This is a genomic window from Pseudomonas koreensis (genome assembly GCF_036668835.1).
GTDB classification, from domain to species: domain Bacteria; phylum Pseudomonadota; class Gammaproteobacteria; order Pseudomonadales; family Pseudomonadaceae; genus Aquipseudomonas; species Aquipseudomonas koreensis_I.
In genome coordinates, this window is the sequence record NZ_JAZEVW010000003.1 from 25,030 (window position 1) to 51,283 (window position 26,254).

Consider the following 26,254-nt stretch of genomic DNA (forward strand, 5'->3'; position numbering starts at 1 on the left):
CCTCGCGCTTTGTCCGTAGGCTGAGTTTTTCAGCCTACGGTCAAGGAAGACGCGATGCCCCCCGCCACGCCCCTGCTGCAACGCTGGCAACTGCCGGCCTGGTCCGAGATACAAGCCGAACACCTGGCCCCCGCCTTCGATGCCATCGTCGCTGACAACCAGCGGATCATCGCCGAGGTGATTGCCACGCAGACCGTTCACCCGAGCTGGGATGATCTGGTGATCGCTATCGACGAAGCCGACGCACGCATCGCCGAAGCCATCGCCATCATCGAAGTACTCGACACGGTCAAAGGCACTGATGCCGACTGGCTGACGCAAAGCGCGCAGTGCAGCCTGATCGCGAAGCGCTATCGCTCGCGGAAATTTGCCAACCTGGCGCTATACCGCACGTATCAAAGTCTGGAGCGGAGCCCGATCGCCGCCAGCTTCGATGCGTTTCGCAAGGCATCGCTGGCCAAGACCCTGCTCGACTTCCGCCTGACAGGCATCGAATTGCCCACCGAACAACGACAGCGACTGGCCGCACTAACCGGCGACATCGATCTACAGCAGCAAATCTTCCAGATCAATCTGCAGCGCAGCAACGCCGCCTGGACCAAGCAGATCGACGACATTGCCACGCTTGATGGCTTGTCTGCCGACTTCAAGGATCGATTGGCGCTTTCTGCACGTCAGGCGGGAAAAACCGGCTGGCTGCTGACACTCGATCGCAACACGTACGAATACCTGATGAAAAACGCCAGCGACCGCCGTTTGCGTGAGGCGTACTTCGTCGCGTTCAGCACCCGGGCCTCGGATCAGGGACCGCATTCCGAGCGGTTCGACAACGGCCCGGTCTTGCAGAAATTGCTCGCGTTGCGCCATGAAGAAGCTCGATTGCTCGGCTTTGAAAGCTTCGCCCATCAGCGCCTCTCGCAACAGATGGGTACCTCGCCGGCTCAGGTCGAAGCGTTTCTAAAGCAGCAGATTGCGCACAATCGCGCGGCGCTGGAGCGGGACACGCAGGACTTACAGATATTTGCTGCGACCCAGGGAATCGAAGAACTCCAGGCCTGGGATTTCGACTACTTCGCTGAACAATGGCGCCAGCAACGTTCGGCCAGCGCACCCAAAGGCCTTCGCCAGTACTTTGAACTGGACGAAACGCTGCGCCGTTTCTGCCAGTTCATCGAACATCTATTCGGCGTCAAACTGACCGAGCGCAAAGACCTCAGCCATTGGCACCAAGAGGTGCGGTTGTTAGAGGTCAGCGAATACGATCAGGTGCTCGGCTATGTCTATTTCGATCCCTTTCATCGTCAGGATGCGCCCGACTTCGCCGCGGCCAGCACCGTGCGCGACCACCGTATCAATGCCGAAGGTCGACCGGCCCTGCCGATCGCCATCCTTCATTGCAATTTCGCGCCCGCCACCGACGGACATCCCAGCCTGCTGTCGCACAAGGACCTGCGCGTGCTGTTTCACGAATTCGGGCATTGCCTGCAGCATGTGCTGACCCGTTCGCCGCACTACAACCTTTCCGGTATTTCGCAACTGGGGCGGGACTCGGCAGAGTTCGCCGGACAGCTGTTCGAGCAATTGAGCCTCTCAGAGGAGCTGCTTCAGTGGTTGTCCGCTCATTACCAAAACCATATGCCGCTAAGCCGTGCGCGGATATCCTCGGCGCTGGCCGCCATCGCGTCGCACACCAGCCGCGATACCGCCATGCTATTGCTCGAGGCTCTGCTCGATCTTGAATTGCACCGCAGCGCGGCCAATGGCCGCGATCTACAACAATGCTTCGACGCGGTGCTGAAGCAGATCCCGCAACTGAACCTGCCGGCCTATTGCCGATTTGCCAGCGGTTTCGATTATCTGGTGACCGGTTACGAAGCCTCGGTGTACGCCTACAAATGGTCAGGTGTGCTGGCCTCCGAAGCGTTCAAGCGCGTCGAACGCGAAGGCGTGTTCAACACACAGACCGGCCGGGATTTGCGCGACGCGTTTTTCTCCGGCGAATCGGTTTCGCTGCTTGGTGCAATGGAAAAATTTCTCGGCAAGCCGAGGCCCGCCGAACTGTTTTCAGCGCGGCCGGATTAAACCGCAGGCTACTCGACGTGGGCCGATTTGAACCAGCTTTTCATCGAGCAGGTGGCGAAGGCACTGGTGCTGCAATCGCCGTTGGCCAGCGCTGTGCGCAACTTGTCGACATCCGCCTGCATCATGTAGCGAATGCCGTCCTTGAAGTGGGTGCTGTCGCCGAAACCGCCCTGCGTCATTTCGCTCAGGGCGTCCTCTTTACTCCAGCCCTGCACCACGACCCGATACATGGCCGCCATCAGCCCGGTGCGGTCAGAACCGTGCTTGCAATGCATGAGCACCGGGCCGTTGGCTTCGGCCGCCTGGATCGCGCGCAACGCCTTGAGCACGTCGCTGTCATCGACATGATTGGTGCGATAAGGCAATCGCACCTGCTCGATAGCCGGATCCGCTAGCCAGCTGCGATCATCGTCCGGGAGAAAATTGATCACCGTGATGATCTTCAGATTTTTCAGAAGGGGAAGCGCACCACCGTCGGGCAAGGCGCTGCGATACAAGGTCGGCGACATCTGGAACAGGTTGTACTGCACTTCGACCGGCTGCGCCCATTCAGCGGGGCGGGCCAGCGACAGCGACTCGGCCTGAACGGACGTCAGCTGCAACAGGACGAAAAGAGCCGAGCAAAAAACAGGAAAAATGCGCACTCGAGGCATGCTGGAATTGACCGTTTCGGATGTTTCATTGAGAGACGGCGCAGCTTCGCGGTTGAACGGTCAAAGCCCTGTGAGTCGCTTGTTAAAGAATTGTGAACGGCGCTTGATGACAAAAATTTCATTGCGGCCGGAGCTTTTTTCCATCGCGCCGGTTCATGCTGATGCTTAGCCTGCTACCATTTGTCACACGATGTTGCAGGCACCCTGCCTTTTTTCAGGCCAGAGCGCTGTCGTTGCGACGCAAAATCCCAAGCCTTTCGCAGAATCGGCTCAATGCTAATGCCTGATGAGGTGCACCCCATGTCTGATGAAGATCGAGACAACCCGCGGCGTGAGTTTTTGCGCAAATCCCTGACCCTGATTCCAGTGGTCACCCTGGCCGGCACTGGTCTGGGCAGCAGCGTGCTGCACGCCGCGCCTGAAACCGCGCCCGCCAAACCTGCCACCCAGCCAGTTCGTGGCGAGGCCGGCGAATACCAGCCCAGCTATTTCACCGCTGAGGAATGGGCGTTCATCAATGCCGCCGTCGCGCAATTGATCCCCAACGATGCCCAAGGCCCGGGTGCGCTCGAAGCCGGCGTGCCGGAATACATCGATCGTCAGATGAACACGCCGTACGCCGCCGGTGCCCTGTGGTACATGCAAGGCCCGTTCAATGCCGACGCCGCGCCGGAAATGGGCTGGCAAAGCAAACTGGTGCCCAAGGACATCTATCGTTTGGGCATCGCCGCCACGGATCAGTGGGCAAAAGCCTTCAACGGTAAAACATTTGCCGAGCAAGACAGCGCTACCCGAGACGATTTGCTCAAGCAGCTTGAAGCCGGTAAACCACAGTTCGACGCGGTTGCGGCGAAGATTTTCTTCAATCTGCTGCTGCAGAACACCAAGGAAGGCTTCTTCTGCGACCCGATCCACGGCGGCAATAAAGGCATGGTCGGCTGGACCATGATCGGTTTCCCCGGCGCCCGCGCCGATTTCATGGATTGGGTGGAACGCAACGAGCAATACCCCTTCCCGGCAGTGTCGATCCGCGGCGAGAGGGCGTAAACATGGCAACGGTAATGAAAAAGGTCGACGCCGTGATCGTCGGTTTCGGCTGGACTGGCGCGATCATGGCCAAGGAACTGACCGAAGCGGGTCTCAACGTGCTGGCGCTGGAGCGTGGGCCGATGCAGGACACCTACCCCGACGGCAACTATCCCCAGGTGATCGACGAACTCACCTACAGCGTGCGCAAAAAACTCTTTCAAGACATCTCCAAAGAAACCGTGACCATTCGGCATAGCGTCAACGACATCGCCCTGCCGAACCGTCAGTTGGGCGCATTCCTGCCGGGCAACGGTGTCGGCGGCGCCGGTTTGCACTGGTCGGGCGTGCACTTTCGCGTCGATCCGATTGAGTTGCGCATGCGCAGCCACTACGAAGAGCGCTACGGCAAAAGCTTCATCCCCAAGGACATGACCATTCAGGACTTCGGCGTCAGCTATGAAGAGCTGGAGCCGTTTTTCGACTTCGCCGAAAAAGTCTTCGGCACCTCCGGCCAGGCCTGGACCGTGAAGGGCCAATTGGTCGGTCAAGGCAAGGGCGGCAATCCCTACGCGCCGGACCGCTCCAACCCGTTCCCGCTCGAAGCGCAAAAGAACACCGTGTCTGCGCAATTGTTTGGTAAAGCGGCTACAGAGGTCGGTTACAAGCCCTACAACCTGCCTTCCGCTAATACTTCCGGGCCGTACACCAATCCCTACGGTGCACAGATGGGCCCGTGCAACTTCTGCGGTTTCTGCAGCGGTTATGTCTGCTACATGTATTCCAAGGCGTCGCCGAACGTGAACATTCTGCCGGCGCTCAAGCCATTGCCGAATTTCGAACTGCGGCCCAACTCGCATGTGCTGCGGGTCAACCTCGACAGCAGCAAGAGCAAAGCCACCGGCGTGACTTATATCGATGGCCAAGGCCGCGAAATCGAACAGCCGGCTGATCTGGTGATTCTCGGCGCGTTCCAGTTGCATAACGTGCGTCTGATGCTGCTCTCGGGCATTGGCAAACCGTACGATCCGATCAGCGGCGAAGGCGTGGTCGGGCGCAACTTCGCCTACCAGAACATGGCGACCATCAAGGCGTTCTTCGACAAGAACACCCACACCAACAACTTCATCGGCGCTGGCGGCAACGGCGTGGCACTGGATGACTTCAACGCCGACAACTTCGACCACGGCCCGCACGGCTTCGTCGGTGGCTCGCCGATGTGGGTCAACCAGGCCGGCAGCAGGCCGATAGCCGGCACCTCGAACCCGCCCGGCACACCGGCGTGGGGCAGCGCGTGGAAACGTGCGACCGCCGATTACTACACCCATCAGGTGTCGATGGACGCCCACGGTGCGCATCAGTCCTACCGCGGCAACTACCTCGATCTCGACCCGGTCTATCGCGATGCCTACGGTCTGCCGCTGCTGCGGATGACCTTCGACTGGCAGGAAAACGACATCAAGATGAACCGCTTCATGGTCGAAAAAATGGGCAAGGTCGCCCAAGCCATGGGGCCCAAAGCGATTGCGGTGATCGGCAAGCAGGTCGGCGACCACTTCAATACCGCGTCCTATCAGACCACCCACCTCAACGGTGGCGCGATCATGGGCACCGATCCGAAGACCAGCGCGTTGAACCGCTATCTGCAGAGCTGGGACGTGCACAACGTCTTCGTGCCCGGCGCCTCGGCGTTCCCGCAAGGCCTGGGCTACAACCCGACCGGACTCGTCGCGGCACTGACCTACTGGTCGGCAAAAGCGATCCGCGAGCAATATCTGAAAAATCCCGGCCCGCTGGTTCAGGCATAAGGAGCGATGACCATGAAAAATTTCGTTATCGCCACCCTGGCGCTGCTCGGCAGCGCCTCCCTGCAGGCAGCGGAAGTTGATCAGAATCTGATCAAACAAGGCGAATACCTCGCCCGTGCCGGTGACTGCGTGGCTTGCCATACCACCAAAAACGGCAAGCCGTTCGCGGGCGGCCTGCCGATGGAAACCCCGATCGGCACGATCTACTCGACCAACATCACCCCGGACAAATCCGGTATCGGTGATTACAGCTTCGAGGATTTCGACCAGGCCGTGCGCCATGGCGTCGCCAAAAATGGCAGCACCTTGTACCCGGCAATGCCGTATCCGTCCTACGCCAGGGTCAACCAGGCTGACATGCAAGCGCTGTATGCGTATTTCATGCACGGCGTCGAACCGGTGGCGCAGGAGAACAGGGCCAGCGACATTCCGTGGCCGTTGAGCATGCGCTGGCCGCTGATGGGCTGGCGTTGGCTGTTCGCGCCGAAGGTCGAGGATTACAAGGCCACGTCGGACGATCCGGTGATTGATCGCGGCGCGTATCTGGTCGAAGGACTCGGCCACTGCGGCGCCTGTCACACACCACGCGCCCTGACCATGCAGGAAAAATCCCTCAGCGCATCGGATGGCAAAACCTTCCTCGCCGGCAGTGCGCCGCTGGAAGGCTGGATCGCCAAGAGCCTGCGCGGCGACCACAAGGACGGCCTCGGCAGCTGGAGCGAGGAGCAACTGGTGCAATTCCTCAAGACCGGGCGCAGTGATCGCAGCGCGGTGTTCGGCGGCATGAGCGACGTGGTCACCCACAGCATGCAATACATGACCGACGCCGACCTGACCGCCATCGCCCGTTATCTGAAGTCGCTGCCGGCCAGCGATCCCGCCGATCAGCCGCATCAGTACGATGAAAAAGCTGCCAAAGCGCTGTGGAACGGCGACGACAGCCAGCGTGGCGCGTCGGTGTACATCGACAACTGCGCGGCATGCCACCGCACCGACGGGCACGGCTACACCCGCGTGTTTCCGGCACTGGCGGGCAATCCGGTATTGCAGACGGAGGATCCGACCTCGTTGATCCACATCATCCTCAAGGGCGGCACGCTGCCGGCCACGCACACCGCGCCATCGACCTTTACCATGCCCGGCTTCGCCTGGCGCCTGTCGGATCAGGAAGTCGCGGATGTGGTGAGTTTCATTCGGGGGAGTTGGGGTAACAAAGGCGCGCCGGTGAGCGCCAAAGACGTCGCCAACCTGCGCAGCAATGACATGGAAAGCATGTCGCCGAATGATCTTGGTCAAGTGACCAAGCATCAATAAAAACAAAACCCTGCATGAACTTTTCATGCAGGGTTTTAATTTTAAAGCGTGACAGTAAATCCAACTTACGGATTGACGATACTCACATACGCCTTGGCCAGCGCGATCAACTTTTCCTTGTCATCGCTATCGATATCACCGTCGCCGTCTACATCATTTTTGTTGCTGCGAATAGTAAAGGTCTTGCCACGGTCAGCAGACACTGCGACCACGTAACTCGAGTCAACCAGTGCCTCGGTGGGCAGCGCCTGCTCGGCGTTCCAGCCCAGTTCCTTGCGCGCCAGTTGCAGCGAAACAATGGTGTTGGGCTCGGAGGCATTGGGCAACATCATTTGCATGAAAACGCCACGTTGATTAAGAAACGACATAACACTAAATCCTTTTGTTTTTGTAACCCATCCTGGGTCCACCTGAGTGCCAAAGACTATCTGCGGCAACTTTGCACAACAACCGGGTATATGTATCGCCGGTTGTCTCTTGTTTGCGGATTAATACAGATCAGTGGCCTCATCGCTGAACGGTACTGGATCAGACACGCGTCACTCGGTACTGTATGCCCATACAGATCGAGAGCAGCATCATGATCACTCCACCGCCTCGCGGTCGCGGCACCGCTACCAACCCGCACAACCGCTTCGCGCCGAACCGTTCGGTGGCCGAGGATGACGGCTGGTATCAGGAAGTGCCAGAGACGCAAAACACCGAAGTGATCATCGAAAAGGCCAAATCGATCATCAGCCGCAACACCTCGCCGGACCTGCCCTTCGACCGTTCGATCAATCCTTATCGCGGCTGCGAGCACGGCTGCATTTATTGCTACGCGCGGCCCAGCCATGCCTATTGGGACATGTCGCCGGGGCTGGATTTCGAAACCCGGCTGATCGCCAAGACCAACGCCGCGCAAGTGCTGGAAGAGCAGTTGAGCAAGAACGGTTATCAATGCGCGCCGATCAATCTGGGCTCCAACACCGATCCGTATCAGCCGATCGAACGCGAATACAGGATTACCCGGCAGACCCTCGAAGTGCTGCTGCGCTATCGACATCCAGTGACGATCGTTACCAAAGGTTCGCTGATTCTGCGTGATCTGGATCTGCTGACCGAACTGGCGCAACAACGGCTGGTGAAGGTGATGATCAGCCTGACCACCCTGGATGACGAACTCAAACGCGTCCTTGAACCCCGTGCCGCCGCGCCCAAGGCACGCTTGCGCGCGATCCGGGTGATGCGCGAAGCCGGGATTCCGGTCGGCGTGCTGTGTTCGCCGATGATCCCGATGATCAACGACAGCGAGATCGAAACCCTGCTCAGCGAGGCCCACGCCGCCGGTGCGCAAAGCGCTGCGTACATGATGCTGCGCCTGCCGCTGGAGGTGGCGCCGCTGTTCGAGGAATGGCTGGCCGCACATTACCCGCAACGCGCCGCCCACGTCCTTAGCCTGATTCGCCAGAGCCGCGGCGGCGAGCTTTACGACAGCCGTTTCGGTGCGCGCATGCGTGGCGAAGGCATTTTCGCCGATCTGCTCGCGCAGCGTTTCGCCAAGGCCATCAAGCGCCTTGGCCTGAATCATCGTGAGGGTTACGACCTCGACTGCACAGCCTTCTGTCCACCGGGTCGCCAGATGTCGCTGATTTAGCGACAATTGACCCAGGGTTGTGGGTTGGAATCCTTCTGCCGGGATTGCTCGGTCACATTTTTTGTGACCTGGAACACACGTTCTAGAGCGCTTGATTCAGTTTGAGTTAAGTTTCGGCAGCTACCTTGTTCATCGAGTGACTGACGGGTCGGGATGACCCGGATGGTTTAAACAGCCACTGGCTTCATACCGGAACACCGGGGAAGACTCCCTGAATCCGCCAAAGAGGATGAATCATGAGTGACAAGGATAAACAGTCGTTGGCTGCCTCGGCGCAAAGCCCTGAAGCGGAATCCGCCGATGCAGCACTGCGACAGATCGTTGATGGCTTTTTACGCTTTCATCATGACGTTTTTCCCCAGCAGGAAGAACTGTTCAAGAAACTCGCGACGGCTCAGGCGCCCAAGGCGATGTTCATCACCTGCGCCGACTCGCGCATCGTTCCCGAGCTTATTACGCAGAGTTCGCCCGGCGATCTGTTCGTGACCCGTAACGTCGGCAACGTCGTGCCGCCTTACGGGCAGATGAACGGCGGCGTTTCCACCGCGATCGAATATGCGGTGCTGGCGCTTGGCGTGCAGCACATCATCATCTGCGGCCATTCCGATTGCGGCGCCATGCGTGCGGTACTCAACCCGGACAGCCTGGAAAAAATGCCAACGGTCAAAGCCTGGCTGCGCCACGCTGAAGTGGCGAAAACCATGGTGCATGACAACTGCAACTGCACCGACGAAAAAGAAAGCATGCCGATCCTCACCGAGGAAAACGTCATCGCCCAGCTGCAGCACTTGCGTACCCATCCTTCGGTAGCCTCGCGCATGGCGAACGGTCATCTGTTCATCCATGGCTGGGTCTACAACATCGAAACCAGCGAAATCAAAGCTTACGACGCAGATCAGGGTCGTTTCCTGCCGCTCGACGGCAGCCATCCGATACCGGTCGCGACGCCCAAAGCGCGCTTCTAACTCTTCCTAAACATCTGTGTGGTTTGACGCCGGCCGCTGATTCAGCGGCCCGGCCTCGCCACGCCTGAAGAAAACTTCGGGAGAATCGCCATGCGTGCGGCTCAATTGAAAGCGGTGTTGCCCCGGGAGCTGCTCGCTTCCGTGGTTGTGTTTCTGGTCGCCCTGCCGCTGTGCATGGGTATTGCGATTGCCTCAGGGTTGCCGCCGGCCAAAGGTTTGATTACCGGGATCATCGGTGGTCTGGTGGTCGGTTGGCTGGCGGGTTCGCCATTGCAGGTCAGCGGGCCGGCGGCGGGGCTGGCGGTGTTGGTGTTCGAGCTGGTGCGCCAGCATGGTATCGAGATGCTCGGGCCGATCCTGTTGCTGGCCGGTTTTCTGCAACTGGTCGCCGGGCGCCTGAAGCTCGGTTGCTGGTTTCGGGTCACGGCGCCAGCGGTGGTCTACGGAATGCTGGCGGGGATTGGCGTGTTGATTGTGCTGTCGCAGGTGCATGTGATGCTCGACGCCAAGCCACAACCGTCAGGGCTGGACAACCTCACGGCATTCCCGGCGGCCGTGGCGCAGGCCCTGCCGTCGTTTGGCTGGCAGGCCGGGTTGCTCGGGCTGGCGACGATTGCGGTGATGTGGCTGTGGGAAAAATTTCGCCCACATTCGCTGCGTTTCGTGCCCGGCGCCCTGCTGGGAGTAGGTCTGGCGACCGCCGCCAGTCTGCTGCTGGCCTTGCAGGTCAAGCGTGTAGAAGTACCGGCGAATCTGGCCGAAGCCATCGATTGGCTCAAACCCGCGGACCTGATGAGTCTCGCCGACCCGACGCTGCTGATCGCCGCGTTCGCCGTGGCGTTCATCGCCAGCGCCGAAACCCTGTTGTCCGCCGCCGCGGTGGACCGTATGCACAGCGGTGTACGCTCGGATTTCGACCGTGAATTGTCGGCGCAAGGTGTCGGCAACATGCTCTGCGGACTGGTCGGTGCGTTACCGATGACCGGTGTGATCGTGCGCAGTTCGGCCAACGTTCAGGCCGGTGCGACCACGCGCTACTCGACGATCTTTCACGGCCTGTGGCTGCTGGCGTTCGTGCTGTTGCTGTCGAGTGTGCTGCAAAGCATTCCGGTGGCGAGCCTGGCCGGTGTGCTGGTGTATACCGGTTTCAAACTGGTCGACCTGAAAGCCTTCCGTGGTCTGAGTCGTTACGGACGCATGCCAATGTTCACCTACGCCGCGACGGCACTGGCGATCATCTTCACCGACCTGCTCACCGGCGTGCTGATCGGTTTTGGCCTGACGATGTTGAAGCTGGCATTCAAGGCCTCACGCTTGAAGATCAGCCTGATCGACCTGCCGCAGGACGGCGAGATGGAATTGCGTCTGGTCGGTGCGGCGACGTTCCTCAAAGTGCCGGCGCTGACCCAGGTACTGGGCAGCATTCCCCACGGCACCACGGTGCATGTGCCGCTGAATAACCTGAGCTATATCGACCACTCGTGTCTGGAATTGCTGGAGGAATGGGGCCGGGCAAATGCGGCGAAGGGTTCGAAGCTGTTGATCGAGTCGCGTGGGTTGAAGCGCAGGCTGGAAGGCCGGGTGCGGACCAATACCGGGATTGGTGCGGCGGGTTGAATCTACGGGTTGAACTCGACCCCTGTAGGAGTGAGCCTGCTCGCGATGACGGTGGATCAATCAACGAAGATGTTGAATGTTCCATCGCCATCGCGAGCAGGCTCACTCCTACATTGGATTGTGTATGACTCAGGCAGCCGGCTGATCCAGCTCAAGCCCCACACCCAAGCGGCGGCTCATGCACGGCCAGCGCTTCCACGCGGCGCCGGTGTCCGGGCTGCTGAGTTTGTCGCGGTAGGCTTCTACCGACTCCAGCGCAAAACTCTCGTCGTTGAGCATTTCATCAATCGCGTGGTGTACCGCTTCGTCCAGTTGATTGGCAAATGCTTCACCGATCAATTGGTGAGCAATCAGATTGGCGACCGTCATGTCCAGGGGGATCAGTGGCTGGCCGAAATGCTTGATGTACAGGTCGTTGACCTCTTCGACAAAACGGTGCGCCAGATAGGCTTCGTCGAGCAGGCTGTCCAGGCCCACATGCCCGGCCATGATCGCTGGCGGCTGGAGGAAATACTGCTCGGCGATTTTCAGCACCGGTTTGATCTGCGATTCGATTCCCGCTTCCCTGGCGACTTCATTGGCTGCATCGAGCAGGTCTGGTACTTCATCTATGTAGGCGGCGACGAAACGCGTCAGCACGCCGTTGGCGTCGGTTTCCGGCAACTGGATCGCCGGGTGCAGATGAGGCAGCTTGCTTTCCAGCTGACGGGTCAGCAGGCCGGTGTCTTTTTCGTGCTGTTGGGCGGTTTGGATCTGCTCGCGCAATGCGGCGGTGTTCATGAAAACTCCAGGAAACAAGGCAATGAAATAGGGAAGACATAACTTAGCTGGCTTACGAAAAACGCTAAGACGCATTTGTCATAATTATTTCATCCTTGATGCAGCTGCGTTATATCCATTCGCCACCACTCGTCTGCATCCTTCTCCATTCGGGCCCTTGAACGCAAGCGCCGGGTGTTTCAGCTCATTTACGTGCCCGGGTTGCAATTCCCGGGCGCTGTCTATACTCGCCAATGAATGGAGTTAGCTGATGACGCCCGACTGCACCCGCAGCAAGGCCCGGCGATTCAAGTTCGTAGTCTGATGCAGCCGCTCCCTTGCCGCAGGCGAAAGCCGGCGGGATAACAAGAACGATAAGGGGAACCCGCAATGATGCGACATCCACATGTCTGGATGGGCCTCCTGTTGTGGTCGATTTTCAGCCAGGCCAACGCCGCCTGGACTGTGAATATGGCGCCTGGAGCGACTGAAATCAGTCACGCAGTATTCGACCTGCACATGACCATTTTCTGGATCTGTGTGGTGATCGGGATCATCGTCTTCGGCGCCATGTTCTGGTCGATGATGGTGCACCGCCGCTCCACCGGCCAGGTCGCCGCAAAATTCCACGAAAGCACCGGCGTCGAGATCATGTGGACCATTGTGCCGCTGCTGATTCTGGTAGCCATGGCCGTTCCCGCCACCGCCACGTTGATCAAGATGTACGACACCAGTGAGCCGGATATCGATATTCAGGTCACCGGTTATCAGTGGAAGTGGCACTACAAATATCTGGGTCAGGACGTCGAGTTCTTCAGCAACCTGGCCACCCCCGCCGAGCAGATCCACAACAAGGAAGCCAAGGGCGAGCACTATTTGCTCGAAGTCGACAAGCCGCTGGTGCTGCCGATCGGCGCCAAGGTGCGCTTCCTTGTCACCTCCGCCGACGTTATTCACTCATGGTGGGTGCCGGCGTTTGCGGTCAAGCGCGATGCGATCCCCGGTTTCGTCAACGAAGCCTGGACCCGTATCGACAAGCCCGGCCTCTATCGCGGTCAATGCGCCGAACTGTGCGGCAAGGACCATGGCTTCATGCCCATCGTGGTCGAGGTCAAGGAGCAGGCCGACTACGAAAAATGGCTCGCCGAGCGCAAGGGAGAAGCGGCGCAGCTCAAGGAGCTGACCAGCAAGGAATGGACCCTCGACGAGCTCAAGGAGCGCGGCGACAAGGTCTACCACACCACGTGCGTCGCCTGTCACCAGGCCGAAGGCCAGGGCCTGCCGCCGATGTTCCCGGCGCTCAAGGGCTCGAAAATCGCCACCGGGCCGAAAGAAGGCCACCTGAGCATTGTCTTCCACGGCAAACCCGGCACCGCCATGGCGGCATTCGGCAAGCAACTGTCGGAAGTCGATATCGCCGCGGTCGTGACCTACGAACGTAACGCCTGGGGCAACAACAAGGGCGACATGGTCACGCCAAAAGAAGTGCTGGAGCTGAAACAGGCGGAAAGCAAATGAGCCGGTCAATTGCGTATTCAGTGAACCGGTCGGGGCCGCGCGCCCTGGCCTGCCCCGTCCACTTTCGTGAAGGAGACCGGCCATGAGCGCTGTCATCGATGACCACGGTCACGCCGACCACGCCCACGGCCCCGCCAAAGGCCTGATGCGCTGGGTGCTGACCACCAACCACAAGGACATCGGCACGCTGTACCTGTGGTTCGCGTTCTGCATGTTCCTGCTCGGCGGCTCGTTCGCCATGGTCATTCGCGCCGAGCTGTTCCAGCCCGGCCTGCAGATCGTGCAGCCGGAATTCTTCAACCAGATGACCACGATGCACGGTCTGGTCATGGTGTTCGGTGCGGTAATGCCGGCGTTCGTCGGCCTCGCCAACTGGATGATTCCGCTGATGGTCGGCGCGCCGGACATGGCCCTGCCACGGATGAACAACTTCAGTTTCTGGCTATTGCCGGCGGCGTTTCTGCTGCTGGTCTCGACACTGTTCACCCCGGGTGGCGGGCCGAATTTCGGCTGGACCTTTTACGCGCCGCTGTCGACGACCTACGCACCGGAAAGCGTGACGTTCTTCATCTTTGCCATTCACCTGATGGGCATCAGCTCGATCATGGGCGCAATCAACGTGGTCGCGACCATCCTCAACCTGCGTGCCCCCGGCATGACGCTGATGAAAATGCCGCTGTTCGTCTGGACCTGGCTGATCACCGCGTTCCTGCTGATCGCGGTAATGCCGGTGCTGGCCGGGTGCGTGACGATGATGCTCATGGACATCCATTTCGGCACCAGCTTCTTCAGCGCTGCCGGTGGCGGCGACCCGGTGCTGTTCCAGCATGTGTTCTGGTTCTTCGGCCACCCCGAGGTGTACATCATGATCCTGCCGGCGTTCGGCGCGGTCAGCCAGATCATCCCGACCTTCGCGCGCAAGCCGCTGTTCGGCTACACCTCGATGGTTTACGCGACGGCGAGCATCGCCTTTCTGTCGTTCATCGTCTGGGCGCACCACATGTTTGTGGTCGGCATTCCGCTGGTGGGCGAGTTGTTCTTCATGTACGCGACCATGCTGATCGCCGTACCGACCGGGGTGAAAGTGTTCAACTGGGCCAGCACCATGTGGCAGGGCTCGATGACCTTCGAGACGCCGATGCTGTTCGCGGTGGCGTTCGTGATCCTGTTTTCCATCGGTGGCTTCTCCGGGCTGATGCTGGCAATTGCCCCGGCGGACTTCCAGTACCAGGACACCTACTTCGTGGTCGCGCACTTCCACTACGTACTGGTGCCCGGGGCAATCTTCGGCATCTTCGCCTCGGCCTATTACTGGCTGCCGAAATGGACCGGACACATGTACGACGAAACCCTCGGCAAGCTGCATTTCTGGCTGTCGTTCGTCGGCATGAACCTGACCTTCTTCCCGATGCACTTCGTCGGGCTGGCGGGCATGCCGCGACGGATTCCGGACTACAACCTGCAATTCGCCGACTTCAACATGGTTTCGTCGATCGGCGCGTTCATGTTCGGCGCCACGCAGATCTTCTTCCTGTTCATCGTCATCAAGACCATTCGTGGCGGCCCACCGGCACCGGCCAAACCGTGGGATGGCGCCGAGGGGCTGGAGTGGAGCGTGCCGTCACCGGCGCCGTATCACACCTTTACTACACCGCCGGAAGTGAAATGAAACGCCTGACTTTTGTAGGAGTGAGCCTGCTCGCGATGGCGGTGTGTCAGGCACACCGCGGTGGACCCATCGCGAGCAGGCTCACTCCTACAGGGTTTGGTGGGGAGGCATGAACCATGGCTGACTCGATCTCGCTGAAAAAACTGGTCACCCGCCTGTTACTGGTGGTGGTGGCGATGTTTATCTTCGGTTTTGCCCTGGTGCCGATCTACGACGTGATGTGCAAAGCCTTCGGCATCAACGGCAAGACCGGCGGCCAGTACGAGGGCGAGCAAGTGGTCGACACCTCGCGCCAGGTGCGCGTGCAGTTTCTCTCGACCAACACCGCCGACATGCCGTGGGACTTTTATCCCAAGCACGACGAACTGACCGCCAACCCCGGCGCAGTCAACGAGATGGTGTTCATCGCGCGCAATCCCACCGACAAGCCGATGAGTGCGCAAGCGGTGCCCAGCATCGCGCCGAGCAACGCAGCGGCGTTTTTTCACAAGACCGAATGTTTTTGTTTTACCCAGCAGGTGCTGCAACCCGGTGAACAGATCGAAATGCCGGTGCGTTTCATCGTTGACCGCGACATGCCCAAGGAAGTGAAGCACCTGACGCTGTCTTACACGCTGTTCGATATCACCGCCCGACATCCACCGGTGGCCGTTAATACCGGCGGATGAGCGTGGCCGATAAGGAGAACAATAAATGGCAACTCATGAGCACTATTACGTCCCGGCCCAGAGCAAATGGCCGATCATCGCCACGCTCGGGATGTTCGTCACCGTGTACGGCCTGGCTACCTGGTTCAACGATCTGAAGGCAGCACGCCCGGATTCCCACGGCCCGCTGATCTTTTTCGTTGGCGGTCTGTTGCTGGCGTACATGCTCTTCGGCTGGTTCGGAGCGGTGATCAAGGAAAGCCGCGCGGGACTCTACAGCCCGCAGCTGGATCGCTCGTTCCGCTGGGGCATGAGCTGGTTCATCTTTTCCGAGGTGATGTTCTTTGTCGCCTTCTTCGGCGCGCTGTTCTACGTACGGCACATTTCCGGCCCGGCGCTCGGCGGCGAGGGCCCGAAAGGCATTGCCCACATGCTTTGGCCGAACTTCCAGTTCACCTGGCCGCTGTTGCATACCCCAGACCCGAAATTGTTTCCGCCGCCCAAAGAGGTGATCAGCCCGTGGGGCTTGCCACTGATTAACACCATTCTGCTGGTCAGCTCCAGCGTGACCATCACCATCGCCCACCACGCCTTGAAGAAAGGCCATCGCGGCGCGCTGAAACTGTGGCTGGCGATCACTGTGCTGCTGGGCATCGCGTTTCTTGGCTTCCAGGCCGAGGAATACATCCACGCCTACAAGGAGCTGGGACTGACCCTCGGCTCGGGGATCTACGGCGCGACGTTCTTCATGCTCACCGGGTTCCACGGCGCCCACGTGACCATCGGCACGATCATCCTGTTTGTGATGCTGATGCGGATCATGAAGGGCCATTTCGACAACGAGCATCAGTTCGGCTTCGAAGCGGCGAGCTGGTACTGGCACTTCGTCGACGTGGTGTGGATCGGCTTGTTCTTCTTCGTCTATGTGCTTTGACAGCAGCTGCAAGTTGCTAGCTGCAAGCTTCAAGTGAAAGCGGGATGGCCTCTAACTTGTAGCTTGCCGCTTGAAGCTTGCCGCTCCCGTCTACCACGGCACGTGGGACACCAGTTGGCCGCTGTAGAAACCCCAGGCCATCAGGCCGACGGTGACGGCGGCCAATGCCACCCGAACACTCAAGGCGATGACCAGGCGATTGGAGCTGCTGTCGTCCTTGACCAGGAAAAACAGGCCGCTGAACAGGCTGATCACCGTGGCAATCAGCAGCAGGACGATCGCTGCTTTGAGCATGGGAAGAACTCCGGGGGACAGGCAATGCAGTTGAGTATAGCGAGCGCGACGACTGACTTTGTGGCGCGGCCATGAAGCGCTTCCGTCCGGGGGTGACACCGACCGTAGTGGTCGCGTTGCTGCTGCCGCTGATGATCGCGCTGGGCTTTTGGCAACTGGGCCGGGGCGCGGAAAAAACCGCGCTGCTGGCCAGTTATGCCGAGCGCCGTGTGGCCGAGCCGATGGCCAGCAGCGAACTGGCAACCAGCGCCGATCCGGCATATCGCCGCGTGCGCCTGCACGGTCAGTTCGATGCCGCCCACAGCCTGTTGCTCGACAACCGCCAACGCGACGGCAAGGTGGGCGTCGAATTGCTGCAACCGTTTCAAGATCAGCGCAGCGGGCTGTGGCTGCTGGTCAATCGCGGCTGGCTGCCGTGGCCGGATCGCCGTGTCGCGCCGCATTTTTCCACGCCCGCTGATGCCCTGACGCTCGACGCCTGGGTCTACATCGCCCCCGGCGCGACATTCCAGCTGCACGCCGATCCGGTCAGCCGCACATGGCCGCAAACCGTCACCACCGTCGAGCCGGGCAAGCTCTGGCAAACCCTTGAGCGCGACGGCTTCGCCTATGAACTGCGCGCCGAACCCGGCCCGGCCAGCTACCAGACCGACTGGCCGGTGGTCGCCATGGGCCCGGAAAAACACCTCGGCTACGCCGTGCAGTGGTTCGCCATGGCGACCGCCCTGCTCGGTCTCTACGTCTATTTGGGCTTGCACAACGCAAAGGAGAAGCACCATGCGAACGGCCATGAATCCACCCAGCATGTCTGAGGCCAAACCTGCCGTCAGCCGCCGGCGCGGACGCATTCAGTTGCTGTTGATCGTGCTCGGCGTGGTCGGGCCGATGATCCTCGCCACCGGCATGTACAAATTGCAGTTCTGGGTGCCCGAGGGTCGCAGCTATCACGGTGAATTGATCGGCAACGGTCAGACCCGCGCGGACCTCGGCGTACAGGCGGACGAGAAGCGCTGGCAATTGCTGGTGACCGCGCCCAAAGAGTGTGCGGTGGATTGCCAGCAACTGGTGTATCTGGCTCGGCAGATCCAGATCGGCCTCGGCCGCGAAGCCGGGCGCGCCAGCCATGCTCTTGCCGTCGCGCAGCCATTGAGCACCGACTACGAGGCCAAGCTCACACGCGAATATCCGCAACTGCAGCGCTATCCGCTGGACGCTGCCGCCTTCAGCAAGGCCACCGGCGACAAAGCCACACCGCAACTGTGGATCATCGACCCGCACGGCAATCTGGTGCTGCGCTACGAGCCGAACGTGAAAGGCAAGGATCTGCTCAACGACCTGCGGCATCTGCTGAAACTGTCCAACATCGGATAAGGGCATCGTCATGGCCAAACCTGGATTTCGCCTCGCGCTGTTTGCCACTCTGCTGGCACTGATTGTGGTACTGCTTGGCGCCTACACGCGCCTGACCCACGCCGGCCTCGGCTGCCCCGACTGGCCGGGTTGCTACGGCTTTATCAGCGTGCCGAAAAGCGAGGCGCAACTGGCCCATGCCGAACTGCATTACCCGGACTCGCCGGTGGAAGCGCACAAGGGCTGGAACGAGATGATCCACCGCTACTTCGCCGGCACCCTCAGTTTGCTGATCGCCGTATTGGCCGGGCGCGCCTGGGTCAATCGCCGTCATCCGGGGCTGCCGTTGAAGCTGCCGCTGTTTCTGCTGGCGGTGGTGTTTGCGCAAGCGGCGTTCGGCATGTGGACGGTGACGCTCAAGCTCTGGCCGCAAGTGGTCACCGGGCATTTGCTCGGCGGTTTTGCGACCTTGAGTCTGCTGTTTCTGCTGACGCTGCGTTTGTCCGGCGTACTGCCGGCGCTGACCGTGCCCCGACGCTTGCAATACTGGGCCACGGCCGGACTATTGTTGGTGATCGGCCAGATTGCACTGGGCGGCTGGGTCAGTTCCAACTACGCCGCGGTGGCGTGCATCGACTTCCCGACCTGCCATGGTCAATGGCTGCCGCCGGCGGATTTCGCCAATGGCTTTCATCTGACTCAACACATCGGCCCGAATTATCTGGGCGGGCAACTCGACAGCGATGCGCGTACTGCCATTCACCTGACTCATCGCATCGGCGCGCTGCTGGTGACGGTCGTGCTGCTTGGGCTGGCCTGGCAATTGAAAGTGGTGGGCATGACGCGCCTGGCCGGGCTGGTGCTGGTGGCCCTCACCGCACAGATCACCCTCGGTATCAGCAACGTGCTGTTCCATCTACCGCTGGCGGTCGCGGTCGCGCACAACATCGGTGGCGCGGCGCTGTTGCTGAGCATGGTGCTGGTCAATTATCACGCGCGCACCAGCCTGGTCCGAGTCACCCGACCGGCGCTCGCACGCTGGCACCTTAGCCCGCGTAAACACGCCGTCGCGCCCATTGCCCTCAAAGGAGAAACACCATGGCGAGTCTGACCGGCGCGCGCGCGGCGCAAGCGCTGTGGCGCGATTATCTGGAGCTGACCAAACCGAAAGTCGTGGTGCTGATGCTGATCACTTCACTGGTCGGCATGTTCCTCGCCACCCGCGCCGGCGTGCCGTGGACGGTGCTGGTGTTTGGCAATCTCGGCATTGCGCTGTGCGCGGGCGGCGCGGCGGCGGTCAATCATGTGGTCGATCGGCGCATCGATGCGGTGATGGCGCGGACGCACAAGCGACCCTTGGCCGAGGGCCGGGTTTCACCGACGGCAGCGCTGACCTTTGCGCTGGTGCTGGCGCTGCTCGGTCAGGCCTTGTTGCTGACCTTTACCAACCCGCTGACGGCGTGGCTGACCCTCGCCTCGTTGCTTGGTTACGCGGTGATCTATACGGGGTTCCTCAAACGCGCGACGCCGCAGAATATCGTCATCGGCGGCCTCGCCGGCGCTGCGCCGCCCTTGCTCGGCTGGACCGCCGCTACCGGCCATGTCAGCGCCGAACCGCTGCTGCTGGTGCTGATCATCTTCGCCTGGACGCCGCCGCACTTCTGGGCGCTGGCCATCCATCGCAAGGAGGAATACGCCAAGGCCGATATTCCGATGCTGCCGGTGACCCACGGCGAGCACTACACCAAGGTGCATATTCTGCTGTACACCTTCGCGCTGCTGGCGGTGAGTCTATTGCCGTACGTGATTCACATGAGCGGCCTGCTCTACCTGATCTGCGCCCTCGCCCTCGGCGCGAGGTTTCTGCAATGGGCCGTGGTGCTGTACCGTGGCACTCGGCCGCACGCGGCGATCAACACCTTCAAGTACTCTATTTATTACTTGTTCCTGTTGTTCATCGCCCTGCTCGTAGACCACTACTTATTGTTGAACCTATGACCCGAACCCAGAAAACCGTTTTCATCCTCGTCGCCGTGATCGCGCTGATCCTGGGCCTGACCGTCAACAAAGTGCTGAGCGGCAAAGGCCAGGGCGACCCGACCGCGCTGATCGACGCCGGGATCATTCTGCTGCCGCAAAGCCGCACCCTGCCGGACGTAACGATGACCGATCAGGACGGCAAACCGCTGGCCATCGACGAATTGCAGGGCAAATGGAGTCTGTTGTTTTTCGGCTATACCTTCTGCCCGGACATTTGCCCGACCACGCTTGCGCAACTGCGCCAGATCAAGAGCGAATTGCCCAAGGATGCGGTGGATAAACTGCAGATCGTGCTGGTCAGCGTCGACCCCAACCGCGATACGCCGAAGCAGTTGAAGCAGTATCTGGGCTATTTCGACCCGCAGTTCATCGGCCTGACGCCGACCTCGATCGAGGAGCTGCAGAAGGTCGCGAACGCGGTGAGCATTCCGTTTATTCCGGCCGACACCAGCAAACCCAATTACACAGTGGATCACAGCGGTAACCTGGCGGTGATCGGCCCGGACGGTAAACAGCGTGGGTTTATCCGGGCGCCGTTGAACAACGCCAAGCTGGTTGCGCAGTTGCCGGTGATGCTCAACCGCGATTAATCCCCCAGGATCAAAAGCCCCTCACCCTAACCCTCTCCCGGAGGGAGAGGGGACTGAATGGGGGATATTGGGGAATTACGCCGACCTGAAATTCATTTACCGAATCCCTAATCGACTCGGTCTTTCAGGTCGATGCACAGCGCCAGACACCTCGGTCGGCCCCCTCTCCCTCCGGGAGAGGGCTGGGCGGGCGGCGTTCCGATGAGGGTAAGCTTTACAGCAGATCTACAGCCAACCACCAGATACAAAAAAGGGGACGCTCATGACGTCCCCTTTTTCTTTGATCGTCCCCACGCTCTGCGTGGGAATGCCGCAAGGGACGCTCTGCGTCCCAGCGGACGCGGAGCGTCCGGAGATGCGTGCCCACGCAAAGCGTGGGCACGATCAGGGCTGTAGCGAAATCAAAACGCCGGCAACACCGCGCCTTTGTACTTCTCGGTGATGAATTTCTTCACTTCCGGGCTGTGCAGGGCTGCAGCCAGTTTCTTCATCGCGTCGCTGTCCTTGTTGTCTGCGCGGGACACGAGGATGTTCACGTACGGCGAGTCGTTACCTTCGATCACCAGCGCATCCTTGGACGGATCAAGTTTGGCTTCCAGCGCGTAGTTGGTGTTGATCAGCGCCAGATCGACCTGGGTCAGCACACGCGGGATGGTCGCGGCTTCCAGTTCGCGGAATTTCAGGTCTTTCGGGTTTTGCGCAATGTCTTTGATGGTCGACAGAATGTTGGTCGGGTCCTTCAAAGTGATCACGCCAGCCTTGGCCAGCAGCAACAGGGCACGACCGCCGTTGGTGGCGTCGTTCGGGATGACCACGTTGGCGCCGCCTGGCAGTTCTTCGATTTTCTTGATCTTGCTCGAATAGGCGCCCAGCGGCTCCAGGTGTACGCCAGTGACGGCGACGAGGCTGGTGCCCTTGGCCTTGTTGAACTCATCGAGGTACGGCTGATGCTGGAAGAAGTTCGCGTCCAGGCGCTTTTCTGCCACCTGCACGTTTGGCTGAATGTAGTCGGTGAAGACCTTGACCTTCAGATCCACGCCTTCTTTGGCCAGAGCCGGTTTGACGAATTCGAGGATTTCCGCGTGCGGCACCGGGGTGGCGGCGACGGTCAGGGTTTCGGCGTGGGCCGAGAATGCTGCAACGGCAGCAAAAGCAGCGATCAGTTTTTTCATTCAGCGAACTCCTTGTGAGGGCGCTCGCCAGCGAATGGCCAGCGCCTCTCTTGATTAAAAACCGCTTATTTGCGCGAGAAATGCACGACCAGTCGGTCGCCGACCATCTGCAACACCTGCACCAGAATCAGCAGCAGCACCACGGTGACGATCATCACGTCAGTCTGGAAGCGCTGGTAACCGAAACGGATCGCCAGGTCGCCCAACCCACCGGCGCCGACCACACCGGCCATCGCCGTGTAGGACACCAGTGTAATCGCTGTCACCGTAATCGCCGCGAAGATCCCCGGGCGTGCTTCTGGCAGCAGAGCGTTCATGATGATCTGCCGCGTGGTCGCGCCCATCGACTGGGTCGCTTCGATGATGCCGCGATCGACCTCACGCAGCGCGGTTTCCACCAGCCGCGCGAAGAACGGCGTGGCACCGACCACCAGTGGCGGAATCGCACCGGCCACGCCCAACGACGTGCCGGTGATCAGCACGGTAAACGGGATCATCACGATCAGCAGGATGATGAACGGCAGCGAACGCAGGATATTCACCGCCAACGACATGATCGCGTACAGCCCGCGATTTTCCAGCAACTGACGCGGACTGCAGAGAAACAGCAACACACCCAGCGGCAGACCGAGCAGCACGGTGAACAGCAGCGAACCGCCGAGCATCAGCATCGTGTCGCCGGTGGCCAGCCAGATTTCGTACCAGTCGATATTGGTGAAGAAACTGATCAGGTCTTCCATTAGCGCAATACCTCCATGTGAACGTCAGCGGCGGTGAAGCGGGCAAAGGCCGCTTCCATGTCGCCACCGGTGACGGCGAGGGTCAATTGCCCGTACGGAATGTCTTTGATGCGGTCGATGCGACCGGCCAGGATGCTGTAGTCGACGCCGGTTTCCCGGGCCACGGTACCGAGCAACGGCGCGTAGGTCGCTTCGCCCTGGAAGGTCAGACGCACGATGCGGCCCGGCACATGGGCGAAATCGTCGCGCTGCTCGCTTTCGTCGATCTGCTCGCTTTCCTGAACGAAACGCTTGGTGGTCGGGTGCTGCGGATGCAGGAACACATCGGCCACCGAACCCTGCTCGACGATGACCCCGGCGTCCATCACTGCCACCTGATCGCAGACACGGCGGATCACGTCCATCTCGTGGGTGATCAGGACGATGGTCAGTTTCAGTTCGCGGTTGATTTCGGCCAGCAGTTGCAGCACCGAGGCAGTGGTCTGCGGGTCGAGGGCGCTGGTGGCCTCGTCGCACAGCAGAATCTTCGGTTTGGTCGCCAGGGCACGGGCAATACCGACGCGTTGCTTCTGGCCGCCGGACAATTGCGCCGGGTACTTCTTCGCGTGGTCGGACAGACCGACCCGCGCGAGCAGTTCGGCGACGCGTTTGTCGATATCGCCGCCCGACAGCTCGCCAGCCAGGGTCAGCGGCAACGCGACGTTGTCGGCCACCGTTTTCGACGCCAGCAGGTTGAAGTGCTGGAAGATCATCCCGACCTGCTGACGGAAACGGCGCAGGCCGTTGGCGTCCAGTGCGGTGACTTCTTCGCCGTCGACGATGATCTTGCCGCCGCTGGAGTCTTCCAGGCGATTGATCAGACGCAGCAGGGTACTTTTTCCCGCACCGGAATGGCCAATCAGGCCGAACACCTGGCCGTTCTCGATGGTGAGACTGGTCGGGTGCAGCGCGGGGATGTCCTTACCGGCGACGCGGTAAGTCTTGTGCACGTTTTGAAACTCGATCACGTAGCGAACCTTGTGGGGCGCGTTGGAAAAGGATCAGCGGTTAGCCGGGCGCGCATTTTAGCCTGTCCGTATAGAGGTTCTTAGCATTTATTTCGCAATTAACCTTCGATTTGGCAATAACGCGATCAAAGGTCAGATAAACGGAACGGCTGAAACGCTCGCCAGTCACTAAGTAAGCGACTTCAAACCCTGGGTGCCGTGCCCGGGAATCACTCAAGGGTCTGCGGAAGGCATCCGGGGCCAAACGAGGAGTTTACGTCTGATGAGCATCAAAAAGCCTGCACCCGCGAAAAGCGAACTGGCCGGGACCGATACCCCGGATCGCGCCAACACCAACGCCAAGCTCGACAGCCTGGAAGAATTCCGTTCCGACGCCACCGGTCAGGCGCTGCGCACCAATCAGGGCGTGAAGATCGCCGATAACCAGAACACTCTAAAAGCCGGGCCACGCGGGCCATCGCTGCTGGAAGACTTCATCATGCGTGAGAAAATCACGCACTTTGACCATGAGCGCATTCCCGAGCGCATCGTCCATGCTCGCGGCACTGGCGCCCATGGTTTCTTCCAGAGCTACGAAAACCACGCGGCGCTGACCAAGGCCGGTTTCCTGCAGGACCCGGGCAAGAAAACCCCGGTGTTCGTGCGTTTTTCCACGGTGCAGGGCCCGCGCGGTTCCGGCGACACCGTGCGTGACGTGCGCGGGTTTGCGGTGAAGTTCTTTACCGACGAAGGCAACTTTGATCTGGTCGGCAACAACATGCCGGTGTTCTTCATTCAGGACGCGATCAAGTTTCCCGACTTCGTCCACGCGGTAAAACCTGAACCGCACAACGAAATTCCCACCGGCGGTTCGGCGCACGACACCTTCTGGGACTTCGTATCGCTGGTGCCGGAATCGGCGCACATGGTGATCTGGGCGATGTCCGACCGGGCGATCCCGAAAAGCCTGCGCAGCATGCAGGGCTTTGGCGTGCACACCTTCCGCCTGATCAACGCCGAGGGCAAATCGCGCTTCGTTAAATTCCATTGGCGCCCGACTGCCGGCACCTGCTCGCTGGTGTGGGACGAGGCACAGAAGCTCGCCGGTAAAGACACCGACTACCACCGCCGGGATCTGTGGGAGTCGATCGAAATGGGCGACTACCCGGAATGGGAGCTCGGCGTGCAGATCGTCGAGGAGGAAAACGAACACGCCTTCGATTTCGACATTCTCGACCCGACCAAAATCATCCCCGAAGAAATCGTACCGATCACGCCACTGGGCAAAATGACCCTCAACCGCAACCCGGACAACTTCTTTGCCGAAGTCGAACAGGTCGCGTTCTGCCCGGGCCATATCGTCCCAGGCATCGATTTCTCCAACGACCCGCTGCTGCAAGGCCGGCTGTTTTCCTACACCGACACGCAAATCAGCCGACTCGGCGGGCCGAACTTTCATGAGTTGCCGATCAACCGCCCGGTCGCGCCGTTTCACAACGGCCAGCGTGACGCGCAACATCGCACCACCATCGACAAGGGTCGCGCCTCGTACGAACCCAACTCGATCGATGGCGGCTGGCCGAAAGAAACCCCGCCGGCCGCGCAGGACGGTGGTTTCGAGAGCTATCCGGAACGCATCGACGCCGCCAAGATCCGCCAGCGCAGCGAGTCCTTCGGTGACCACTTCTCCCAGGCGCGGCTGTTCTTCAACAGCATGAGCGACCATGAGAAGGAGCACATCATCGCTGCCTACAGCTTCGAGCTGGGCAAGGTCGAACGTGAGTTCATCCGCGCACGGGAAGTGAACGAAATTCTCGCTAATATCGACCTGACGTTAGCGAAGCGCGTCGCGGAAAACCTCGGTTTGCCGGCGCCGAGCAAAGGCACCGTCGAGGTGCGCAAAACCTCACTGGAACGCTCGCCAGCGCTGAGTCAGGCCAACCTGCTGCCAGGTGATATCAAGACGCGCAAAGTGGCGATTCTCGCTGCAAACGGCGTAGACAGCGCGGCCATCGAGGCGATGAAGAAAGCGCTGAAGGCCGAAGGCGCCCACGCGAAAGTGCTCGGCCCGACTTCGGCGCCGGTGAAAACTGCGGACGGCAAGGCATTGCCGGTGGATGCGTCAATGGAAGGCCTTCCGTCGATCGCCTTCGACGCGGTGTTCGTGCCGGGTGGCGCGGCGTCGATCAAGGCACTGAGCGCTGACGGCGTGGCGTTGCATTACCTGCTAGAGGCCTACAAGCACCTGAAGGCGATTGCGCTGCATGGCGACGCCAAGCAATTGCAGGACTTGCTAAAACTGGAGGCGGATGCCGGGTTGTTGCAGGGCGCGGATGTAGGGACGTTGACCAAGCCGTTCTTCGCCGCGATTGGCGAGCATCGGGTTTGGGCGCGGGAGCCTAAGTCGAAAGCCATTCCAGCTTAAGACCTTTGTAGACTGGGAAGGCGCTTTCG

24 protein-coding genes are annotated in these 26,254 nt (G+C 60.2%); 17 read left to right on the forward strand and 7 right to left on the reverse strand.

Annotation, left to right across the window (positions count from 1 at the left end):
• Positions 1–54: 54 nt before the first annotated feature.
• Entirely contained in the window at positions 55–2,082 is a 2,028-nt protein-coding gene (locus V6F91_RS09320; RefSeq protein ID WP_332763707.1) for a M3 family metallopeptidase, read from the forward strand.
• A gap of 8 nt (positions 2,083–2,090) precedes the next feature.
• On the opposite strand, the gene V6F91_RS09325 is transcribed toward V6F91_RS09320, so the two are convergent.
• Positions 2,091–2,735, reverse strand: coding sequence for a dual specificity protein phosphatase family protein (locus V6F91_RS09325; protein WP_332763709.1), 645 nt, complete (start codon positions 2,733–2,735; stop codon positions 2,091–2,093).
• Positions 2,736–3,035: 300 nt separating this feature from the next.
• On the opposite strand from V6F91_RS09325, the gene V6F91_RS09330 reads away from it, so the two are divergent.
• The 3 genes from V6F91_RS09330 to V6F91_RS09340 are packed head-to-tail and all read left to right on the forward strand — an operon-like array spanning position 3,036 to position 6,883.
• Positions 3,036–3,782 carry a gluconate 2-dehydrogenase subunit 3 family protein gene (locus V6F91_RS09330; protein WP_332763712.1) on the forward strand — a complete coding sequence of 249 codons (747 nt, stop codon included), beginning with the start codon at positions 3,036–3,038 and terminating at the stop codon, positions 3,780–3,782.
• Between the two features lie 2 nt (positions 3,783–3,784).
• Complete coding sequence (locus V6F91_RS09335) at positions 3,785–5,569, forward strand: GMC family oxidoreductase (protein WP_332763714.1); 1,785 nt, start codon at positions 3,785–3,787, stop codon at positions 5,567–5,569.
• 12 nt (positions 5,570–5,581) lie between these two features.
• A complete protein-coding gene (locus V6F91_RS09340) occupies positions 5,582–6,883 on the forward strand; it encodes a cytochrome c (protein ID WP_332763717.1) in 1,302 nt (433 codons plus the stop codon).
• A 65-nt stretch (positions 6,884–6,948) separates the two neighbouring features.
• On the opposite strand, the gene V6F91_RS09345 is transcribed toward V6F91_RS09340, so the two are convergent.
• Positions 6,949–7,251: a hypothetical protein gene (locus V6F91_RS09345; protein WP_332763719.1), complete on the reverse strand. Its 303-nt coding sequence runs from the start codon at positions 7,249–7,251 to the stop codon at positions 6,949–6,951.
• A 212-nt stretch (positions 7,252–7,463) separates the two neighbouring features.
• On the opposite strand from V6F91_RS09345, the gene V6F91_RS09350 reads away from it, so the two are divergent.
• From V6F91_RS09350 to V6F91_RS09360, 3 genes are all read left to right on the forward strand, one after another.
• On the forward strand, positions 7,464–8,519 hold the full coding sequence (locus V6F91_RS09350) for a PA0069 family radical SAM protein (protein WP_332763721.1): 1,056 nt from the start codon (positions 7,464–7,466) through the stop codon (positions 8,517–8,519).
• Positions 8,520–8,755: 236 nt separating this feature from the next.
• The gene (locus V6F91_RS09355) at positions 8,756–9,484 is read left to right on the forward strand and encodes a carbonic anhydrase (protein ID WP_093096212.1); all 729 of its coding nucleotides are present in this window, start codon (positions 8,756–8,758) and stop codon (positions 9,482–9,484) included.
• A 90-nt stretch (positions 9,485–9,574) separates the two neighbouring features.
• Complete coding sequence (locus tag V6F91_RS09360) at positions 9,575–11,101, forward strand: SulP family inorganic anion transporter (RefSeq protein WP_332763726.1); 1,527 nt, start codon at positions 9,575–9,577, stop codon at positions 11,099–11,101.
• 129 nt (positions 11,102–11,230) lie between these two features.
• On the opposite strand, the gene V6F91_RS09365 is transcribed toward V6F91_RS09360, so the two are convergent.
• Complete coding sequence (locus V6F91_RS09365) at positions 11,231–11,881, reverse strand: hypothetical protein (RefSeq protein WP_332763729.1); 651 nt, start codon at positions 11,879–11,881, stop codon at positions 11,231–11,233.
• A gap of 369 nt (positions 11,882–12,250) precedes the next feature.
• Between V6F91_RS09365 and coxB the strand changes: the two genes are divergently transcribed.
• The 4 genes from coxB to V6F91_RS09385 all read left to right on the forward strand — a co-directional run bounded on the left by coxB (position 12,251) and on the right by V6F91_RS09385 (position 16,628).
• The gene (gene coxB / locus V6F91_RS09370) at positions 12,251–13,378 is read left to right on the forward strand and encodes a cytochrome c oxidase subunit II (protein ID WP_332763731.1); all 1,128 of its coding nucleotides are present in this window, start codon (positions 12,251–12,253) and stop codon (positions 13,376–13,378) included.
• An 82-nt stretch (positions 13,379–13,460) separates the two neighbouring features.
• Positions 13,461–15,047, forward strand: coding sequence for a cytochrome c oxidase subunit I (ctaD, locus tag V6F91_RS09375; RefSeq protein WP_332763733.1), 1,587 nt, complete (start codon positions 13,461–13,463; stop codon positions 15,045–15,047).
• Between the two features lie 116 nt (positions 15,048–15,163).
• Complete coding sequence (locus tag V6F91_RS09380) at positions 15,164–15,715, forward strand: cytochrome c oxidase assembly protein (protein ID WP_332763735.1); 552 nt, start codon at positions 15,164–15,166, stop codon at positions 15,713–15,715.
• Positions 15,716–15,740: 25 nt separating this feature from the next.
• Complete coding sequence (locus V6F91_RS09385; protein WP_332763737.1) at positions 15,741–16,628, forward strand: cytochrome c oxidase subunit 3; 888 nt, start codon at positions 15,741–15,743, stop codon at positions 16,626–16,628.
• 90 nt (positions 16,629–16,718) lie between these two features.
• Here V6F91_RS09385 and V6F91_RS09390 read toward each other — a convergent pair whose 3' ends face one another.
• Complete coding sequence (locus V6F91_RS09390) at positions 16,719–16,922, reverse strand: twin transmembrane helix small protein (RefSeq protein WP_332763739.1); 204 nt, start codon at positions 16,920–16,922, stop codon at positions 16,719–16,721.
• 71 nt (positions 16,923–16,993) lie between these two features.
• On the opposite strand from V6F91_RS09390, the gene V6F91_RS09395 reads away from it, so the two are divergent.
• The 5 genes from V6F91_RS09395 to V6F91_RS09415 are packed head-to-tail and all read left to right on the forward strand — an operon-like array spanning position 16,994 to position 20,902.
• Entirely contained in the window at positions 16,994–17,734 is a 741-nt protein-coding gene (locus tag V6F91_RS09395; RefSeq protein WP_332763741.1) for an SURF1 family protein, read from the forward strand.
• Positions 17,700–18,293, forward strand: a complete 594-nt coding sequence (locus V6F91_RS09400; protein WP_332763743.1) for a hypothetical protein — start codon at positions 17,700–17,702, stop codon at positions 18,291–18,293. The genes V6F91_RS09395 and V6F91_RS09400 overlap by 35 nt, the downstream gene beginning before the upstream one ends.
• A 10-nt stretch (positions 18,294–18,303) precedes the next feature.
• On the forward strand, positions 18,304–19,383 hold the full coding sequence (locus V6F91_RS09405; protein ID WP_332763745.1) for a COX15/CtaA family protein: 1,080 nt from the start codon (positions 18,304–18,306) through the stop codon (positions 19,381–19,383).
• Complete coding sequence (gene cyoE / locus V6F91_RS09410; RefSeq protein ID WP_332763746.1) at positions 19,371–20,270, forward strand: heme o synthase; 900 nt, start codon at positions 19,371–19,373, stop codon at positions 20,268–20,270. The genes V6F91_RS09405 and cyoE overlap by 13 nt, the downstream gene beginning before the upstream one ends.
• Entirely contained in the window at positions 20,267–20,902 is a 636-nt protein-coding gene (locus V6F91_RS09415; RefSeq protein ID WP_332763747.1) for an SCO family protein, read from the forward strand. The genes cyoE and V6F91_RS09415 overlap by 4 nt, the downstream gene beginning before the upstream one ends.
• Before the next feature lie 401 nt (positions 20,903–21,303).
• Here V6F91_RS09415 and V6F91_RS09420 read toward each other — a convergent pair whose 3' ends face one another.
• The 3 genes from V6F91_RS09420 to V6F91_RS09430 form a co-directional block, all read right to left on the reverse strand.
• Positions 21,304–22,074 (reverse strand): MetQ/NlpA family ABC transporter substrate-binding protein, encoded by a 771-nt coding sequence (locus V6F91_RS09420; RefSeq protein ID WP_332763748.1) that lies wholly within the window; start codon positions 22,072–22,074, stop codon positions 21,304–21,306.
• A gap of 65 nt (positions 22,075–22,139) precedes the next feature.
• Positions 22,140–22,814, reverse strand: coding sequence for a methionine ABC transporter permease (locus tag V6F91_RS09425; protein WP_101159657.1), 675 nt, complete (start codon positions 22,812–22,814; stop codon positions 22,140–22,142).
• Positions 22,814–23,821, reverse strand: a complete 1,008-nt coding sequence (locus V6F91_RS09430) for a methionine ABC transporter ATP-binding protein (RefSeq protein WP_332763751.1) — start codon at positions 23,819–23,821, stop codon at positions 22,814–22,816. Before V6F91_RS09430 ends, V6F91_RS09425 begins: the two co-directional genes overlap by 1 nt.
• A gap of 262 nt (positions 23,822–24,083) precedes the next feature.
• On the opposite strand from V6F91_RS09430, the gene katE reads away from it, so the two are divergent.
• Positions 24,084–26,225, forward strand: a complete 2,142-nt coding sequence (gene katE, locus V6F91_RS09435) for a catalase HPII (RefSeq protein WP_332763753.1) — start codon at positions 24,084–24,086, stop codon at positions 26,223–26,225.
• Positions 26,226–26,254: the final 29 nt, after the last annotated feature.